The 18,264-nt window shown below is 70.7% G+C and carries 14 protein-coding genes and 1 pseudogene; 6 read left to right on the forward strand and 9 right to left on the reverse strand.

Annotated elements, in window-relative coordinates; translation table 11 throughout:
- Positions 1-8 precede the first annotated feature (8 nt).
- The 3 genes from hydA to AC07AB_RS07110 are packed head-to-tail and all read right to left on the reverse strand — an operon-like array spanning position 9 to position 3,561.
- Complete coding sequence (gene hydA / locus AC07AB_RS07100; RefSeq protein ID WP_478561292.1) at positions 9-1,409, reverse strand: dihydropyrimidinase; 1,401 nt, start codon at positions 1,407-1,409, stop codon at positions 9-11.
- On the reverse strand, positions 1,406-2,722 hold the full coding sequence (locus AC07AB_RS07105) for an aspartate aminotransferase family protein (protein WP_478561295.1): 1,317 nt from the start codon (positions 2,720-2,722) through the stop codon (positions 1,406-1,408). The genes hydA and AC07AB_RS07105 overlap by 4 nt, the downstream gene beginning before the upstream one ends.
- Positions 2,719-3,561, reverse strand: coding sequence for a nitrilase-related carbon-nitrogen hydrolase (locus tag AC07AB_RS07110; protein WP_478561297.1), 843 nt, complete (start codon positions 3,559-3,561; stop codon positions 2,719-2,721). Before AC07AB_RS07110 ends, AC07AB_RS07105 begins: the two co-directional genes overlap by 4 nt.
- Before the next feature lie 247 nt (positions 3,562-3,808).
- On the opposite strand from AC07AB_RS07110, the pseudogene AC07AB_RS07115 reads away from it, so the two are divergent.
- Both AC07AB_RS07115 and AC07AB_RS07120 read left to right on the forward strand, forming a co-directional pair.
- Positions 3,809-4,237 (forward strand): annotated as a pseudogene (locus AC07AB_RS07115) (MarR family winged helix-turn-helix transcriptional regulator); the annotation flags it as partial.
- Positions 4,238-4,506: 269 nt separating this feature from the next.
- Positions 4,507-5,058, forward strand: a complete 552-nt coding sequence (locus tag AC07AB_RS07120) for an isochorismatase family protein (RefSeq protein ID WP_478561300.1) — start codon at positions 4,507-4,509, stop codon at positions 5,056-5,058.
- A 295-nt stretch (positions 5,059-5,353) separates the two neighbouring features.
- Here the strand turns inward: AC07AB_RS07120 and ggt are convergent, their stop codons facing one another.
- Both ggt and AC07AB_RS07130 read right to left on the reverse strand, forming a co-directional pair.
- Positions 5,354-7,246 carry a gamma-glutamyltransferase gene (gene ggt / locus AC07AB_RS07125; RefSeq protein ID WP_478561303.1) on the reverse strand — a complete coding sequence of 631 codons (1,893 nt, stop codon included), beginning with the start codon at positions 7,244-7,246 and terminating at the stop codon, positions 5,354-5,356.
- Positions 7,247-7,406: 160 nt separating this feature from the next.
- Complete coding sequence (locus AC07AB_RS07130) at positions 7,407-8,636, reverse strand: hypothetical protein (protein WP_478561306.1); 1,230 nt, start codon at positions 8,634-8,636, stop codon at positions 7,407-7,409.
- Positions 8,637-9,434: 798 nt separating this feature from the next.
- Here AC07AB_RS07130 and AC07AB_RS07135 point away from each other — a divergent pair.
- Entirely contained in the window at positions 9,435-10,892 is a 1,458-nt protein-coding gene (locus AC07AB_RS07135; RefSeq protein WP_478561309.1) for an MFS transporter, read from the forward strand.
- Between the two features lie 27 nt (positions 10,893-10,919).
- On the forward strand, positions 10,920-11,831 hold the full coding sequence (locus tag AC07AB_RS07140) for a LysR family transcriptional regulator (protein ID WP_478561312.1): 912 nt from the start codon (positions 10,920-10,922) through the stop codon (positions 11,829-11,831).
- A 187-nt stretch (positions 11,832-12,018) separates the two neighbouring features.
- Here AC07AB_RS07140 and AC07AB_RS07145 read toward each other — a convergent pair whose 3' ends face one another.
- From AC07AB_RS07145 to AC07AB_RS07160, 4 genes are all read right to left on the reverse strand, one after another.
- On the reverse strand, positions 12,019-12,351 hold the full coding sequence (locus tag AC07AB_RS07145; RefSeq protein ID WP_478561598.1) for a glyoxalase superfamily protein: 333 nt from the start codon (positions 12,349-12,351) through the stop codon (positions 12,019-12,021).
- Between the two features lie 86 nt (positions 12,352-12,437).
- On the reverse strand, positions 12,438-13,373 hold the full coding sequence (locus AC07AB_RS07150) for a nitroreductase/quinone reductase family protein (RefSeq protein ID WP_478561315.1): 936 nt from the start codon (positions 13,371-13,373) through the stop codon (positions 12,438-12,440).
- A gap of 627 nt (positions 13,374-14,000) precedes the next feature.
- A complete protein-coding gene (locus tag AC07AB_RS07155) occupies positions 14,001-14,813 on the reverse strand; it encodes an amino acid ABC transporter ATP-binding protein (protein ID WP_478561318.1) in 813 nt (270 codons plus the stop codon).
- A 1-nt stretch (position 14,814) separates the two neighbouring features.
- On the reverse strand, positions 14,815-16,014 hold the full coding sequence (locus tag AC07AB_RS07160) for a C45 family autoproteolytic acyltransferase/hydolase (RefSeq protein ID WP_478561321.1): 1,200 nt from the start codon (positions 16,012-16,014) through the stop codon (positions 14,815-14,817).
- A 128-nt stretch (positions 16,015-16,142) separates the two neighbouring features.
- On the opposite strand from AC07AB_RS07160, the gene AC07AB_RS07165 reads away from it, so the two are divergent.
- Complete coding sequence (locus AC07AB_RS07165; protein WP_478561324.1) at positions 16,143-17,078, forward strand: MurR/RpiR family transcriptional regulator; 936 nt, start codon at positions 16,143-16,145, stop codon at positions 17,076-17,078.
- Positions 17,079-17,308: 230 nt separating this feature from the next.
- Positions 17,309-18,259 carry a glutamate ABC transporter substrate-binding protein gene (locus tag AC07AB_RS07170; RefSeq protein WP_478561327.1) on the forward strand — a complete coding sequence of 317 codons (951 nt, stop codon included), beginning with the start codon at positions 17,309-17,311 and terminating at the stop codon, positions 18,257-18,259.
- Positions 18,260-18,264 lie beyond the last annotated feature (5 nt).

The raw sequence follows: 18,264 nt of genomic DNA on the forward strand, positions 1-18,264 counted from the left end.
GCAGCCTCCTAGCTCAGATACTGACAGGTGCCGCGCGGTATGTACCGGCCGTGTCCGGCGCGCCCGGTGAACCGGCGCTGGTCGAGTACGGCCGTACCGCGCGAGAGTACGGTCTCGACCCGGCCGGTGATCCTCTGTCCCTCGTACGCCGAGTAGTCGACGTTCATGTGGTGCGTCTCGGCGGAGATGACCTGCTCGGCGTGCGGGTCGTAGACGACGATGTCCGCGTCCGCGCCGGGCGCGATGGTGCCCTTCTTCGGATACAGGCCGAACATCCGCGCCGGGGCCGCGCAGGCGATGTCGATCCAGCGGCGGCGCGAGATATGCCCGTCCACGACCGCCTGATGCAGGAGGTCCATCCGGTTCTCCACGCCCGGCATACCGTTCGGGATCTTCGAGAAGTCGCCGCGCCCCAGGTCCTTCTGGCCCGTGAAGCAGAACGGGCAGTGGTCCGTCGACACCACCTGGAGATCGTCCCCGCGCAGCCCGCGCCAGAGCGCCGCCTGGTGCTCCCGGGGCCGCAGCGGCGTACTGCACACGTACTTCGCGCCCTCGAAATCCGGCTCGGCGAGGTTGTCCGTGGACAGGAAGAGGTACTGCGGACACGTCTCGCCGAACACCGGCAGGCCCTTGTCGCGGGCCTGCGTCAGCTCGTTCACCGCTTCCTCGGCCGAGACGTGCACGATGTACAGCGGGGCCCCGGCGACGCGGGCGAGCTGGATGGCCCGGTGGGTGGCCTCCGCTTCCAGGAGCGTCTTGCGGACCTCGCCGTGGTAGCGGGGGTCGGTACGGCCCTCCGCGAGGGCCTGCTCCACGAGGACGTCGATGGCGATGCCGTTCTCGGCGTGCATCATGATCAGCCCGCCGTTGCCGGCGGAGCGCTGCATCGCGCGCAGGATCTGCCCGTCGTCGCTGTAGAAGACGCCCGGGTAGGCCATGAACAGTTTGAAGGAGGTGACCCCCTCCCCCACCAGCAGGTCCATCTCCTTGAGGGTGCTCTCGTTCACATCGGAGAGGATCATGTGGAAGGCGTAGTCGACGGCGCACTGGGCGTCGGACTTGGCGTGCCAGAGGTCGAGCCCCTCGCGCAGCGCCTGGCCGCGCGTCTGGACCGCGAAGTCCACGATGGTGGTGGTGCCGCCCCAGGCGGCGGCGCGGGTCCCGGTCTCGAAGGAGTCGGCCGAGAAGGTGCCGCCGAAGGGGAAGTCCATGTGCGTATGGGCGTCGATCCCGCCGGGGATCACGTACTTGCCGGTGGCGTCGATCGTGCGGTCCGCCGTCCAGCCGGCGGCGTACGCGCTGTCCGAGGCGGCGAGGGCGACGATCTTCTCGTCCTCGATCAGCACATCGGCGTGGGTCTCCTCGGCGGCGGTGACGACCAGGCCGCCCCTGATGAGCGTGCGGGTCATGGCTGCTCCTCTCCTCCGATGGCCAACTGGGCCTGGCGCAGCGCGTCTTCGAGGTGCGCCGCGCCCTCTTCCGCCTCTGCTACGGACAGCGACAGCGGGGGCGCGATGCGCAGCACGTTGCCGTTCCGGCCGCCCTTGCCGACCAGCAGGCCGTTCTCCCTGGCGCGTTCGAGGGCGAGGGCGGCGGCGCGGGGTGAGGGCGAGCCGTCGGCGTGGACCAGTTCCACGCCGATCATCAGGCCCCGGCCGCGTACTTCCCGTACGACCCGGAGCCCGGCGGCGACGGCGCGCAGCCGCTCGATGAGGAGGCCGCCGACGCGGCGCGCGTTGCCCTGGAGGTCGTGTTCCAGGAGGTAGGTGAGGTTGGCGAGGCCCGCGGCCATGGTGACGGGGGAACCGCCGAAGGTGGAGATGGAGTTGGCTTCGAGGCAGTTCATGACCTCGGCGCGGGCGACGACGCCGCCGATCGACATGCCGTTGCCGATGCCCTTGGCGAAGGTGAGGAGGTCGGGCGGGCCCGCCTGGCCGTGTGCCTGCCAGCCCCAGAAGTGCTCGCCGGTGCGGCCCCAGCCGGTCTGCACCTCGTCCGTGATCCACAGGATGCCGTGCCGGTCGAGGACTTCCCGGAAGGCGGCGAGCAGCCCGTCGGGCGGATTGGTGAACCCGCCGACGCCCTGCACCGGTTCGGCGATGAGGGCGGCGATGTTGCCGTGCGTCTGGCTGAGCATGTCGGTGAGGTCCGCCACGCAGGCCGCGGTGTACTCGGCGTCCGTCAGGTGCGCGTACGGGCCGTCGCTGCGGACGCCGCCGTGTACGTACAGCGTCTGGAGCGGCGAGAGGCTGGTGGGCGACCAGCTGGAGTTCCCGGTGATCCCGATGGAGGCGAAGGAACGGCCGTGGTAGCTGTTGCGCAGCGCCAGGATCTGGTTGGAGCGGCGGTAGGAGGTGGCGAGCAGCAGCGCCGCGTCGTTGGCCTCGGTGCCGGAGGTGGTGAAGAAGACGCGGGCGTCCGGGATGCCGGAGAGCTGGGCGATCCGCTCAGCGAGCTCGACCATCGGGCGGTCGAGGTAGAGGGTGGAGGTGTGCAGGATGCGGGCGGCCTGCTCGCCGACGGCTTTGGTGACCTCGGGCAGGGCGTGGGCGGTCATCGTGGTGAGGATGCCGCCGAAGAAGTCGAGGTAGCGGTTGCCCTCGGCGTCCCAGACGTGGCGGCCCTCGCCGTGCGTGAGCTCCAGCGGCCGCTCGTAGTAGAGCGAGAGCCAGTCCGGCATGACCGCCTGGTGGCGGGCGTGCAGGGAGGCCGGGGTGCTCATGGCTGGACCAGGCCGTCGTAGGCGTCGGGCCTGCGGTCCCGGTAGAAGGCCCACTGCTGGCGGACCTCGTCGATGAGGGAGAGGTCCAGGTCGCGCACGATCAGCTCTTCCTTGCTGTCGCTGGCCTTCTCGCCGACGAACTGGCCGCGCGGGTCGACGAAGTACGAGGTGCCGTAGAAGTCGTTGTCGCCGTACTCCTCCGTGCCGACGCGGTTGATCGCGGCGACGAAGTACTCGTTGGCGACGGCGGCCGCGGGCTGTTCCAGTTGCCACAGGTAGGCGGAGAGGCCGCGCGAGGTGGCGGAGGGGTTGTAGACGATCTGCGCCCCGCCGAGACCGAGGGCGCGCCAGCCCTCCGGGAAGTGGCGGTCGTAGCAGATGTAGACGCCGACCTTGCCGACCGCGGTGTCGAAGACGGGCCAGCCGGCGTTGCCGGGCCGGAAGTAGAACTTCTCCCAGAACCCCTTGACCTGCGGGATGTGGTGCTTGCGGTACTTGCCGAGGTAGCTGCCGTCGGCGTCGATGACGGCGGCGGTGTTGTAGTAGAAGCCGGGCTGATCCACTTCGTAGACGGGCACGACGATCACCATGCCGGTCTCGCGGGCGAGATCCTGCATGCGGCGCACGGTCGGGCCGTCGGGTACCGGTTCGGCCCAGCGGTAGTGCTCGTTGTCCTGAACCTGGCAGAAGTACGGGGCGTTGAAGACTTCCTGGAAACCGATCACCTTGGCACCCTGGGCGGCCGCCGCGCGGGCGTGTTCCTCGTGCTTGGCGATCATCGAATCGCTGTCGCCGGTCCAGCTTGCCTGTACAAGTGCGGCGCGGACGATTTTGGCCATGAATTGCTCCTTTGCCAGGGCGTCAACCAGGCTGAACACGCGTGGATCAAGTGGATCTACGTGTGGATGCGACCGTATGACCCGCCACGAACTGTGGCAAGGGTCCCGCCGGTCCGCGTCTCGGCGGTCTCCTCCGGTCGGCCGACGCCCGGTACGTCACTCGTGGCGGTCGGCCGCGCGCGTCCCCACACCGCACGGAAGACAGGCAAACTTGCAAGTTTACCTGTCGAGCTCTTACGGTGGGGCCATGCCCGATCAGGAACAGGTACGCGCCGCCGCCGACCTCTCGGCTGCCGTCGCCCAGCTGTCGCGGCACCTGCGTGCGGCGTCCCCGCAGGGCGAACTCACCCCCACCCAGCGTTCGGCGCTGGGCCGGATCGCGACCGGCGGCGCCGCCACCACGGCGGCGATCGCCCGCGCCGAACTGGTACGGCCCCAGTCGATGCGGCTGACGCTGGGCCACCTGGAGGAGCGGGGCCTGCTTGAGCGCTCCCCGGACCCCACCGACGGCCGCCAGGTCGTCTTCTCCATCACGGAGGAGGGCCGTCGTACGCTCGCGTCCCTGCTGCGGTCCAAACAGAGCTGGCTGGCCGGGGCCATCGCGGACCGGCTCACCCCCGACGAGCAGCGGACCCTGATCGAGGCGACGGAACTCCTCAAGCGGCTGACGGCGGAACGCCCCGAGGAAGCGCGGCGGACTGCGGCCGTACGGGCCGACGCCCCGCCTGAGGATGCTATAGGCAATGGAGTTGATACATCGTCAGCGGATCGTGCTGACCTACATGCTGACGCCTCAACAGCAACCGGCACCCGCGCCGACGTCTCGCCGCGCACCCGAGCCGAGCAGTGAGCCGGCCGGCCGCCCGTAGCGGCGTGGCGGAGGCACGGACATACGCGCGAACAGTTTTCCTGACGGATCACCAATTACCTCTAGGAGTACCGAACATGCCAGCCACCACTCTCGACGCCAACACCGCGCTCGTTCTCATCGACCTTCAGAAGGGCATCACCGCCCTGCCGACCTTCTCGCCCGCCGCCGATGTCGTCGCGCGCTCCGCCGAGCTGGCCGCCGCGTTCCGCGAGCGCGGCCTCCCGGTGGTCCTCGTCAATGTCGCGGGCGGGGCGCCGGGCCGCACCCAGGCCGGCATGCCGGGCGGCGAACTGCCGGACGACTGGACCGAGCTGGTGCCCGAGCTCGGCCAGCGGCCCGACGACATCACCGTCACCAAGCAGCAGTGGGGCGCCTTCTACGGCACCGGCCTCGACCTCGAACTGCGCCGCCGGGGCGTCACCCAGATCGTCCTCGCGGGCATCGCCACCAGCATCGGCGTCGAGTCCACCGCCCGGGCCGCGCACGAGCACGGCTACCACGTGACGATCGTGACGGACGCCGTCACCGACATGAACGGCGACGCCCACCGCAACAGCATCGAGAGGATCTTCCCCCGGTTGGGCGAGCTGGACTCGGCGAAGGCCGTCATCGGCCTGCTGGGCTGACATGCCGTACGGCCCGGACGGCCATCACCGCGACCGTCCGGGCTGTACGCGCGCCGCCTCGGCTCCACGCGGGCTCGACTGGGGCCGTACGTACGCCCCCCTGGCCGTAGGGAGTGCGTCCAGGAGGGTGGCCCGGACGTCGGGTGCGGGCACCTCGTATGCGCGCCGCCGCTGACCGTCGGATACCGCGTCAGTCGGACACTCGTGCCCACCAGAGTCCCCCTACAGGGGGGCGGAGGAAGCATTGCCCCCCTATGCACTCGTCGAAGTGGACTCCAAGGCAAGGGTTTTGACGTCAGTGGCGGTCGGCCGGGCGCACCACCATCGCGGATCCGCCGCCGCGCCGGACCGGTTCGGCGGCGGCCAGCCAGCGACCGTCGGGAAGTCGCTGCACACCGGTCGCCGCGCCGATCTCCGGATTGAGCTTGAAGACGTGTCCCAGCGCTTCGAGTTGGCCCCGCACCGGGCTGTTCCACAGCGCCGGTTCCAGCTCGGTCGTCGCCGCGTTGCGCTGGCTGGCGCGGGGTGAGGCGATGGCGTCGACGAGCGGCATGCCGCGGTCGACGTGGTTGAGGAGGGTCTGCAGGACCGTGGTGATGATGGTCGCGCCGCCGGGCGAGCCGAGGGCGAAGAGCGGCCGGTCGTGGCGGTCGAGGACGATCGTCGGGGAGATCGAGGAGCGCGGGCGCTTGCCGGGGCCGGGGAGGTTCGGGTCGTGGACGGCCGGGTTCGCGGGGGCGAAGGAGAAGTCGGTCAGCTCGTTGTTGAGCAGGAAGCCGCGGCCCGGGACGGTGATGCCGCTGCCGCCGGTCTGCTCGATGGTGAGGGTGTAGCTGACGACGTCGCCCCACTTGTCGGCGACCGTCAGGTGGGTGGTGTTCTCGCCCTCGTACGTGGTCGGGGCGGCCACGCCCGTCGAGGCGCAGGGCTTCGGGTGGCGCGGGTCGCCGGGCGCCAGCGGGCTGGTGAGCACCGCGTCGTCCTTGATCAGGCAGGCCCGCGAGTCGGCGAACCGCTGCGAGGTCAGCCCCTTGGTGGGCACGTCCTCCTGCGCCGGGTCGCCGACCCACCGGCCGCGGTCGGCGAAGGCGATGCGGCTGGCCTCGATATAGCGGTGCAGATACTGCTTCTCGCTGAGCCGTGAGACGTCGCTTTTCTCAAGGATGTTGAGGGCTTCGGCGACGGAGGTACCGCCGGATGCGGACGGCGCCATGCCGTAGACCCCGAGCCCCCGGTAGGAGATGTGGGTCGGCGCCTGACGCTTCGTCGAGTAATCGCCCAGGTCGTCGCGGGTCAGGTCACCCGGCCGCACCACGCGCGAGGACGCCGGGTCGACGGGCGGCTTGCGTACGGTACGTACGATGTCGCGCCCCAACTCCCCGTCGTACAGCGCCCCGACGCCCTTCTTGCCGAGCAGCTCGTAGGTGCGGGCGAGATCGGGGTTCCTTATCGTCGATCCCACGGCGGGCGGGCGGCCGCCGGGCAGGTAGAGCTTGGCCGTGGCCGGGAAGTCCTTGAAGCGGGACTCGTTGTCCGCGGTCTGCTTCTGGAAGGTCGGATCGACGGTGAAGCCGTCGCGGGCGATGCGCTCGGCGGGCTTCAGCACCTGGCGCAGCGACCGGGTGCCCCAGGCGTCGAGGGCGGTGTCCCAGGTGGCGGGCGTGCCCGGGGTGCCCACGCTGAGGCCGCTGGTGACGGCGTCCGCGAAGGGGATGGGCTGCCCGTGCTCCAGGAAGAGGTCCTCGCCGGCGCTCAGCGGGGCGCGCTCGCGCCCGTCGACGGTGTACACCTTGCGGTGTTCGGCGTTGTAGTAGACGAAGTATCCGCCGCCGCCGACACCGGCCGAGTAGGGCTCGGTGACGCCGAGCGCGGCGGCCGTCGCCACCGCCGCGTCCACGGCGTTGCCTCCGCGCCGGAGCACGTCGATGCCCGCGGCCGAGGCATCGGCGTCCACGCTGGAGACCGCGCCGCCGTAGCCGACGGCGACGGGCGTTTTCGCGGACGTACGGCCGGTGCCGACGGCGGCGGGCTGACGGTCCGAGGCGCCGTGCGCGGTGGCCGCGGCCGGCTGACGGTCCGGGGCGTCGTGGGCGGCGGCGGTCGGCGCGATGCCGAGCCCCGCCACGAGGGCGGCTGTCGCGCCGAGCGCGGCCAGGCGGCGGGGGGAGGTCGTTCTGGGGCTGGCCATCCGTGGAACCTCCGGGCAGATGACAGAGGCCGGAGCGTAACTCGCGACTCCCCCGCCACGACAGGGCGCGTACGGCCCCGGCGTGGCGGAACCGGCCGCCGACGCGCCGGGCCGCCCGGAGAACGGCGACGCTCCCCGCCACCGCTGGCGGCCCCTGCCGCTACCGGAGCAGGTCCGTCTTCACCGAGAACACCACGCGCTCCTCCTCGCCCTCGGTGAGGCCCCAGAGCTCCTGGGTTCCGTACCAGAGGGAGAGGTCCTGGGGGCGGAACGCCCAGTCCTTGCGGGACTGGATCGTCCAGTCGGCGGGGGACCCCGCGACGCCGACCGTGGCGAACCGGCGGTTGGTGAGGCTTCCCTTGGACATGTTGACGAACAGGGTGTCCCCGTCGGCCTGCACGCCTTGTACGTCGCTGATCGCGTTGGCCCCGTCCTGGGTCACGGTCGACTTCCACCCCTGTACAGCTTTCGGCTGGAGGCGGTAGTCGTCACCGAACCTGTAGCGGTAGAGCTCCGTGCCACCGTTCGGGGAGTCCTTGGAGGTCTTGTACGTACCGCTGACGAGGGAGGCGCCGCCCGTGCTGTGGCGGTCCAGCGAGAGGAAGTGGAACGAGGCGCCGCCGGAAAGGTAGCTCCGAACCTCCGGCATGACGTACTGGTAGTCGCCGCCTCCGCCGTCCTTCTTCCGGTAGATCTTGCGGGTGTCGAAGACCCGTATACCCGGCTTGTCCGCGCCCGGTCGCGTCTGACCGTTCCACGCGCCGGTGTCGGACATGAAGAGGTACGGGCCGTACCAGGCCAGCCCGCCGGCGTGCCCGTAGATCCGTCGCTGCTTGCCCGCCCCGTCCACCCACACGGGCAGCACGAACCGGTATTTCTTGTCGTCGAGATTGGCGAATGCCAGCTTCACCGAGTTGTGGCGGTAGTCCGTCGTTCCCTTGGGCGAGTTCTGCCACGTCCAGCTGATCACCGCGGCGCGGTTCTTCCCACCGACCGGGATACCGTCCAGCTGCGCCTCTCCGGAGGTGGCGATGCCCTGCGGGACCCAGGGCATCGACTCCACGTTGCTCTTGTCGCCCTGTGCCGCGGTGTCCCAGCAGAACATCGAGCCGGTCGGCAGCGCCGCTCCGGGCAGATTCCCGGCGCGCTTCGCGCATGCGGCGTCGTTCTGGCCGGGAAGGGTGGTGCGGTCCGTACCGGTCAGTGCCCCGTCGATTCCGACGGGCGCGTACTCCGCGGCCGGCGGCGTGGTGAACTGGTCCGTCTTCTCGGTCAGCGTGTAGTGAGCGCCGGACACGCCCAGGTCCTGGAGGGGCGGCCGGGGCAGCGGATCCGCTCCGGCGGGAACCGCGGCGAGGGCCGCCATCACCATGCCGCCGACCACGGCCACTCTGGTCGCTCTGCCCGCTCGTCTCAGCCGGGCGGGGCAAGAAATTCTCATCGATCATCCCATCGGGTTCGTCGGGCACCGCTGCCCGCGGAGTGGTTCGTCAGGTGGGGAAACAGGTGGGGGACGTGGCGGGCCGGGCCGCCGGGCGGTGCCCGGGCGTCGGTGTCAGGCGTCGGATGTCGGCGTCAGGTGTTCAGGCGTCGGGCGGCGGGCGTCACCCAGGCGGTCCGAGCGCGTCGCGCGCGGTGTGGCCAGCTCATCGACGAGCACAGCCGCGCCATCGGCCGCCTCAGCGCGATGACTGGTGGCGCACAGTCCCGGTGCGGGGCGCCCGGCGAGCCGCACCGGACTGATCCACGCCGCTCCCCGGACGCCGGGACACCCAGGGCCCGCAGAGCGGGGAGTCGCGAATGAACCCATCCCGAACACCCACGCCTTCCGCCAACTCATTCGGTTCCCCAGGAAGTTACCAGATAATTCCGGCGCTGCTCCGTGCGGCAATGCATAGGTTTCAGGCATGGGCCCATACCTGTGCGGCATTCCTTGAGGCCCGGGCCGGAATCAGCGCCGGGCAGCGGGTGAATCGGGATACGGGCGACGCCTGTTCCGCCAACTGTCGCGCGGCGGCCGCAGCGCCGTTCCCCGAGCGATGAGCGAATTTGGCTCCTCCCCCTCGCGGCAGGAGTGAGAGCAAAAAGCTATACCGGATGAGAGTGGTTGCTCTTGGACACTCCCGCCGGGCACGTGCAAAAGTCGGGATCGTCGTCACTGCGATTCCCTTTGCACGAAAGGTGTACCGTGACTTTCCTCGGTCGAGGTCTAGCGCTCTTCCTGTTGTGTGCGGCACAATTCATAGCCATCCTCGACTTCTCCATCACCACCGTCCCGCTGCCCGAGATTCAGCGGGAGTTGGGTTTCAGCTCCGGTGGCCTTCAATGGGTCGTCAACGCCTACGGCGTGGCGATCGCGGGATCTCTTCTGCTGGGCGGGCGGGCCGCGGACATCTTCGGCCGAAGGAGAATCTTCGTCGCCGGAATTGCCGTATTCACCGTCGCCTCACTGGTCGGCGGCTTCGCCTCCAGCCCGCTCATGCTGATCATCACGAGAGCTCTGCAGGGACTGGGGGCGGCGCTGTTCTCGCCGGCCGCGTTCTCCTTGCTGACGACCACGTTCCCGTCGGGGAAAGAGCGGAATCGCGCATTGGGGGCATGGGCCGCAGTGGCGGCGAGCGGGTTGGCCGCCGGAGTGATTCTCGGCGGATTCATCACGGACGTACTGGGCTGGCGGTGGGTGCTGTGGATCAACGTCCCCCTCGGCGTCCTCGTGGTGGCCCTCGCGCGCGCCCTGCCGAAGGGGCTGCCCGAGTCGCGGTCGAGGCCGCGCCTGGACGTGGCCGGAGCACTGCTCGTAGCGGGTGGACTCACCGCGCTGGTCTACGCCTTTGCCAACAGTGAGCATGCCGGGCTGGGAGATCCGCTCACCCTCGGCCTGGGGGCGGCGGCGCTGATCCTGCTCGCGGCCTTCGTGCGGGTCGAGTCGAAGGCGACCGATCCGCTGATGTCCCTGGGCCTGTTCCGGAAGCGTTCGGTCAGTGGTGCCAACGTGGTCTCCCTGCTGGCCAACACCGGGCTGGGGCCGACCTTCATCATCGTGGCGCTGCACATGCAGATCGTGATCGGCTTCACGCCCCTTGAGACCGGCCTCGGGCTGCTCCCCATGGCCGGCGCCTTTTTGCTCTTCAGCGCGTGGGCCGGCCCGGCGCTGGTCGCCCGGTTCGGCACCAAACCGGTGATCGTCGCGGGAATGACGCTGTTCGCCATCGCTCTGGGCATCCTCGGGTTCTCGCTGTCCGCCGACGGGGCATGGGCGGCCACGGTGCTGCCGGGGGCCTCGCTCGCCGGAGCGGGGTACGGGATCGCCTTCCCGGCCTGGACGGTCGCGGGAATCGAGGACGTCGAGCCGGAGGACCACGGCCTGGCCGGCGGAATGCTGACCACTACTCAAGAGGTGGGCTCCGCCGTCGGGCTGGCGATCGGGCTGTCGGTGGCCGCCGGGCTGCCGGGGGCCGAGGGCTACAGTCGGGCGGTACTGCTGGCCGGCCTCCTGACAGTCGTCGGAGTCGTGGCGTCCTTGGTGATCCTGCCGCGCCGTTCCGGGGGTTACGGGGCCGCCGTCGCCAAGGGCCCGTCGACGGGCGTACCAGGGCACGGGGTCGGTGCCGAGTCCGAGGCTCTCAGCACGGTCACGACGGACTGAGGGCGCGCACGAGTACGCTCCTGGCCCATGACAGTTGATCTGCGGCAGTTTCGCTACTTCATATGCGTCGCAGAGGAAGGAAACTTCACCAGGGCGTCGGCCCGCCTCAAGGTGGCGCAGCCGTCGCTGTCCCGGCAGGTCCAGCAACTGGAGCGGGAGCTCGGGTCGCGACTGCTGGTCCGGCACCCGCACGGCGTCACTCTGAGCGCCGCGGGCGCCGAATTCCTGGTCAACGCGCGCGCCGCGGTGGAGACGTTCGACAGCGCCGTCGAGGCGGCCAGACTCGTGGGCGCGGGGAAGAGCGGCCGTCTCACGGTGGGCTTTCTGGTCGCCGCCGCCATGGAGTTCGCTCCGCTGGTGCTCAAGACGTTCCACCGGCGATTTCCCGAAGTCGACGTCGAGGTCCGCGAGTTCGACTTCACCGACACCTCCGCGGGCCTGGCTGACGGGTCGACCGACGTCGCCTTCCTCCGCCTCCCGCACGGTGCGGCGGGCCTGGAGCATCTCGTACTCGCTCAGGAGAAGCTGGTCGCCGCCATGGCGATCGGCCACCGCCTTGCCTCGAACGACGAGGTCGGTGTCGACGACCTCCTGAACGAGCCGCTGATCGCCTCACCCGGCGGCGGGCCGTGGCGGGACTTCTGGATGTTCAACGACCGGAGGGACGGCGCCGCCGCGGTGGTCGGCGCCGAAGCGAGCTCGTTCGAGAGCGAGTTGCAGGCGGCCGCGACCGGCCGCGGCATCAGCATCACGACCGAGCGGGCGCGCCGCTTCTACTACCGGCCGGATCTGGCGTTCGTCGACATCAGTGACGCGCCGGTGTCCACCATCGCCCTGGCCTGGCGCTCGGACAGCACATCCCCCGTCCTGGAGCGGTTCGTGGCAGTGGCCGAGGACGCCGCCGGCCACCGCGTCGAAGACGGCCCGGGAGCCGACTGACTCAGGAGCCGGTCACGGCACGCGGATACGGCCCCGGCAGCGGGGCCGCGGCGTCGGTACGGCCCGCTGCCGGTGGAGTCTCGCCGTCCGTACGCCGGAGCAGAACCCGGCGTGTACGGGCGAGCGTCCCGGATGCCTCCGTGCGGCGGCTTCGGCACCTGGAGCACGTCGGCCCGTACGCACGTCCTCAGTCCGTCGGCGTGCCCACCCGCAGCCGGTTGCCGTCGGGATCGCGAAGTTCGGTTTCGCGCCCCCAGGGGGCTACTTCCACGGGCACACCGAACTCGGCCGCGATGGCGTCGACTTCACGGACGCGGAGGTAGACCAGCGTGTCGGGGCGGGCGTCGCCCTTGTGCTCGGACAAGAACAGCCGCACCTCTCCCCTGGCGACCTCCACGAACGCGGGGAGGTCCGGTTCGAATCGGTGTTCCCACTGCCGGGTGAAGCCCAGCCGCTCGTACCAGCCGAGGACGGCGGCGGCGTTCTCGACATGAAGGATGGGGATGACTTCCTCCACCACCCCTTCCGCTCTCTCCCCCGCTGCCTCTTGTCCCTCTTCTTCCTTCTCTCGCATGCGGACCATCGTCGCAGCCCCCGCCGTCGAGGTCAGGCGGTGGTGACTCCTTCGGCCGCGTCGGGGCTCGGCGGGGCCGGGGGCCAGGGGATTTCGGTCAGGGCGGGGATGAGCGCTTCCTCCTCGTAGTCGAGATGGGCCGTCAGTTCCTCTGTCATCCGGGCGAGTTCGTCCCGGAAGCGACGAGGATCGGCGGTGCCGATGTCGGCCAGCAGGGCGACGAGTTCGCCCTGGACGCGCGCGACCGTCCGGTGCTCGACGGCGAGCCGGTCGAGCGCGGAGCGCAGCTCGGGGTGATATTGCGCGAGGCCCGGGAACAAGTGCGCGTCCTCGCTGGTGTGGTGGAACTCCAGCGCCTGGCAGAACGCCAGGCAGTGCTGCCGGATCTGGAGGCCGAGACCCGGCGACGGCGGTTCGCCGGGCCCCTGGTGGGCGGCGCGCGCGGCGAGATGGGCGGCGGCCTCCTCGCTCACGTGCCGCAGCTGGGCGCGCAGCCAGACGTGGACCTCGATGAGCTTCTCGGCGAGGTTGGTGATCTCCCGCGGCCCCTCCTCCCCCGGCGCGGGGCGCTCCAGGACCACGACCGGCAGGGTACGGGCGGTCGCGGCCTGATAGTCCCCGTACCCGGGTGCCGCGCGCACCACGTGCTCGAACAGCTGGTCGCGCCGGGCGCCCTCGGCCGGTACCGCGACCGCTTGGAACGCCTCGGCGCCGAGCTCCACGCGCACCGCGGGGTGGGCGAGCAGGTTGTGGTACCAGGCGGGATGGCGGGACGCGCCGAGATTGGACCCGACGACCAGCAGCAGGCCGCCGGCGCGAACGTAGCCGAGGGGTGTGGTGCGCTCCACGCCCGACGTGGCGCCGGTGGTGGTCAGCAGCAGGAGGTCACCGCCCTCGAAGGGGCCGCCGACCTTTCCTCCGTTGGCGCGGAACTCCTCGATGACGGACTGGTTGAAGGATGTGGGCATGGTGGTGTGGGCTCTCCGAAGACGTGCGTGGGTCCGCCACGGCGCGACGGTGGCGTGGCGATGGCGTGACCGCGATGAGGGTGGAAGTCGGTGCTGCGCGCGCGGCACGCCGCCGGGAAGCGGGGGCGTGGCACAAGGGCGGCGCGCGGACGCGCTAAGCGCGGGACGCTGAGTCTGTACTCATGGCGTGGCCCCTTGATGAATGGGTGCTCGCCCGGCTGCCGACCTGCCCACTGCTCTTTGGTCGACGCCACGTGGCACGTGCACCATTACAGCCACCAGGCTGACCACGTGTCAACGCGTGTGGTGATACGCCACCGCCTCGGCCCGCATCCGAGGATGCGGACCGAGGCGGATACGAGACTCCCCTCGTGGCTGCGCGGCGCACGTCGAGCCACCGCGGCGGGCGGCCGTCCCGGCCCGCCGCCCCCGGCAGACATCATCACGGCGACGGCCCGAACGCACCGAGGGCGCAGAAGGCACCGAGGGCACCGATCGACGGATTCGCCGACGGTCGCCGCGGTGCCGAGGCGGGCGAAGGCGATCCCGCGCGTCTCGGCACCGGAGCGCCGGAGCAGCGGATCGCCGGAGCAGCGGATCGCCGGAGCACCAGAGCACCAGATCGTCTCAGTGCTGGAGCACCTTCGACAGGAATTCCTTCGCCCGGTCGGTCCGCGGGTTCCCGAAGAACTCCTCCGGCGGGGCGGACTCCACGATGCGTCCGCCGTCCATGAAGACCACCCGGTCGGCGGCCCGCCGGGCGAACCCCATTTCGTGGGTGACCACCAGCATCGTCATGCCCTCGTCGGCCAGGGAGACCATGACGTCCAGGACCTCGTTGATCATCTCCGGGTCGAGGGCCGAGGTGGGCTCGTCGAAGAGCAGGGCCTTCGGCTCCATGGCCAACGCGCGGGCGATGGCGACCCGTTGCTGCTGGCCGCCGGAGAGCTGGGCCGGGCGGGCGCCGGCCTTGTCGGCCAGGCCGACGCGCTCCAGCAGGGCGCGGGCCCGGTCCTCGGCCTCGCCCCGGGAGGTCCCCCGGACCTTCACGGGGCCGAGCGTGACGTTGTCCAGGACGGTCTTGTGGGCGAAGAGGTTGAAGGACTGGAAGACCATCCCGACGTCCGCGCGCAGCCGCGCCAGCGCCCGCCCCTCCTCGGGCAGCGGGGAGCCGTTCACCGCGATGATGCCGCCGTCGATGGTCTCCAGGCGGTTGACGCACCGGCAGAGCGTGGTCTTCCCGGAGCCGGAGGGGCCGAGCAGCACGACGACCTCGCCGCCGCGGATGTCCAGGTCGATGTCGTGCAGGACCTGGTTGTCGCCGAAGAACTTCTGTACGCCGCTGACGCGGATGAGGGGATCGGCCGCGCTGCCGGGCGACCGGTCCGCGGTCGGCCGCGGTTGCTGAGTGCCCGTCATGTCGCTCTGGTCCGGGGCCATATCACTGTCCTCCGGGGCCGTCGTAGACGTTCCACGGCAGCGGCAGGTAGGGCGAGGAGCAGGGCAGGCCCGCGACGACGTGGTACTCGCCGGTCGTCAGGTCCACGATGTTGGAGGCGATGGTGCTCGTGTGCAGCAGCGGGTCGGTCTCGGTGACGGGGTGGTTGCACACCGAGTGCGGCAGCCCGAAGTGGTCGGTGAGGCCCCCTTCGATCACCTTGCGGATCTCCGCCGAGTCGCTGCGGTCGCGGGCCTGGCGCAGCGCCGCCTCGATGATCGGGACCCGGTAGAGCGAATCGACCGAGAACGGCCGGTAGGTGCGCTCCAACTGCGGGGGAACGGGGGCCTGGTAGTGGTTGCCGTGGACCAGCAGCCCGTCCTGGGGGTACAGCCACTGGTGACGGCCGGGGGTGGTCTCCAGGTCGATGGCGATGCCGTCGCGGTGGGTGAGGAGGAGGTTGGTGGGGATCTGCTGACGGGCCGTGAAGGGGACCTGGAGGGCGTCCTTGTAGTTGGCCTGGTCCAGGATGCGCCGCCGGATGAAGGGCTGCGGTACGCCGATCTCGTCGCCGAACCGGCCGCCGAGGCCGTTGGCGTTGAGGGCGATGCCGGCGGAGTTGGCGCCGTGCCGGCCGATCTGGCCGGCCTCGACCACCATCACCACGGTCGGCCGGGGCGGCTGGACGATGCGGAGCGCGACGAGGGTGGGCTCGGCGCCGGTGCGCCAGTCCCAGTTCTGCCCGCACCAGACGTGGCCGTCGCCCGCGGCGGGCGGCAGCAGGGCGAAGGACGAACAGCCGTCGGCGTCGGGCTCCTGGGCGTCCGAGGCCGCCGGTCCAGCGGCGTCCGCGCCCGTGGTCTCCGTGCCCGTGGTCTCCGCGCCCATCCGGGCGAAGGTGCGGTCGTAGACGATCTCCCCGCGCGCGTTGAGCGCCATGAGGTCGAGCAGCCCGGCGCCCGCGCCCTCGGCCACCCCGCGCAACTCCTCCAGCAGGTCGGGGGCGAAGTCCTCGACGCAGGGCAGCCAGAGTTCGGCGCGGCGGGTGACCTCGTGCCATTCGAGCCCGGGGGTCTTGGCGAACGAGGCACGGTAGAACGCGAGCGCCGCCTCGATCTGGGGGCGGGCGGCCTCGCCGTACTGGCGGCCGCGTTCGCGGGGCGACCCGGATATCTCGATCAGCGGGATGGGAGGTGTCTGCATGGGCTTCCCTCAGAAGTGGCGCGCTCGGCGTGTGTAGCCGTCTGTAGCATCCGCTACGAGTTGTTCCGGCTCTCGTAGCCGCTTACGGCCCGATAGTAGCGAGCACTACAGAGGAGTCAATAGCTGTCATGAAAACTACCGCAACCGGCCCGGGCCCCGCCCCGGACGGCTTCCACGCCCGCGTCGCCGAGCGGCTGGCCCAGCTCTCCCCGGCGGAGCGACAGGTCGCGGAGTACCTGCGCAACCACGTGCAGGACGTGCCGTTCGCCACCGCCGAGCAGCTCGGGCAGGCCGCCGGCACCAGCGACGCCACGGTGGTACGTACGGCCAAGGCGCTCGGCTATACGGGCCTGCCGGAGCTCAAGCGCGAACTCGGCCAGCGCTTCGTGGACAGCAGCCGACCGTCCTCGGTGCGCCGCCGCACCACCTCCGGCGACACCGACGCGACGCTGGACCAGATCTTCGACGAGGCGGTGGACCGGCTCCAGCAGACCCGCCGCCTGGTGGACTCCGCGGTCTTCGGCCAGGCGGTGGACCTGCTGGCGGACGCGCGCGCGGTGACCGCCTTCGGCGTCGGCGCCTCCGAACTGGCCGCCCGCCACCTCGCGCTGCGCATGGGGCGGCTGGGCTTCCGCACCCGCGTCGCGGCGGCCACGGGCTTCCAGCTCGCGGACGCGCTGCTGCCGGTGTCCGCCGGCGACGTCGTGGTCGTGTACGCCCCAGGGCGCCTGCTGACCGACATCGAGGTGGTGCTGGCCCACGCGGCACAGGTGGACGCGGCGAGCATCCTGATCACCGACTCGCTCGGGCCGGTGCTCGGCGACCGGGTCGACGTCGCCCTGACCGCCCTCTACTCCAGCGGCGGGATGGCCAGTGAGGAGCTGGCCTCGATCGTCCTCAACGACGCGCTGCTGCTGGCCCTCAAGGAGCGGGGGGCCTCCCGCGCGGCCGACGCCGGCGAGACGCTGAACCGGCTGCGCACCTCGCTGACCGGCCGGGACCCCGCCGTGTACGTACCGCGCCGGCAGCGGCGGGACCGGGGCGCGGACACGTTCGGCGACTGACCGGCGACGGGCGGGAACGGCGGGCCGACAGGCGGGGGCGGGCGGGCGAACCCGCCGCATACCGAACCCGAACAAACTCTTGACACGGTGCGGGGCCCGACTATGGTGAAGCGCACTACAGAGCTTCATGTGTTCGTAGTTTCTACGACACAGTCTCTGGTTGCCCCCTCCGCCCGGACGCCCCTTCCAGGGGACAGGTCTACCGTCCGCGGCCGTGAAAGGAACCGGTCATGACTCTCCGGAGACCAGCTGTGCTCGCGGCCGCCATCGCCTGCGCCGCGTCCCTCACCGCCTGCGGCTCCTCGGAGCTGCCCGACAAGCCCGGCGACGGTGCGAAGTCGGGCGACGCCCTGCTCTCGCGGACCCCCGTGGGCAAGGACCTGCCCAGCTCGCCCACCCTGGACCGGATCCGCAAGAACGGCCATCTGACGGCGGCCACCTCGGACACCGACCCCGGCTTCTCGGAGAAGAACCCGCTCAACGGGAAGTACCAGGGCTTCGAGGCGGACCTGACGGCGATGCTCGCGAAGTACCTGCTGGGCAAGCCGGAGGTCAAGCACGTCTCGATCAACGCGGACACCCGTGAGGCGCTGCTCCAGAACGGTACGGCCGACGCGGTCGTCTCCACGTACAAGATCACGCCGGAGCGGATGCGCAAGGTCGCCTTCGGCGGCCCGTACATGAACCTCGGCCAGGCCGTCCTCGTCCGCAAGGGGATGAAGGACATCGACAAGGCGGCCGACCTCGACGGCCGCAAGGTGATCACCACGGCCGGCCCGTCCGTGGAATCCCTCAAGAAGGTCGCGCCGCACGCCACGCCGGTCATCTTCCAGACCATCAGCCAGTGCCTCCAGGCCCTGCGCGACGGCCGCGGCGACGCCTTCATCAACAACCAGGCGGTCATCGTGGCCCGGGCGCAGAAGGACACCTCCCTGGAGGTGCGGCCCTTCACCTTCGGCTCCGCCTCGTACGGCATCGGGCTGCCCAAGAACGACCCGAAGTTCACCGAGATCGTCAACGGCTTCCTGCGCACCGTCGAGAAGCAGGGGCTGTGGAAGCAGTCGTGGAAGGACAACGTCAGCCCGCTGACGAAGCAGCCGGCCCCCGAGCCCCCCACGCCGGGGAACGCGGGCGCCGACCCGTCAGCCCCGGCCACGCCCACCGCTTCCAGCGGCTCCTGAGAGGC

Source organism: Streptomyces sp. NPDC044033 (assembly GCF_056434425.1).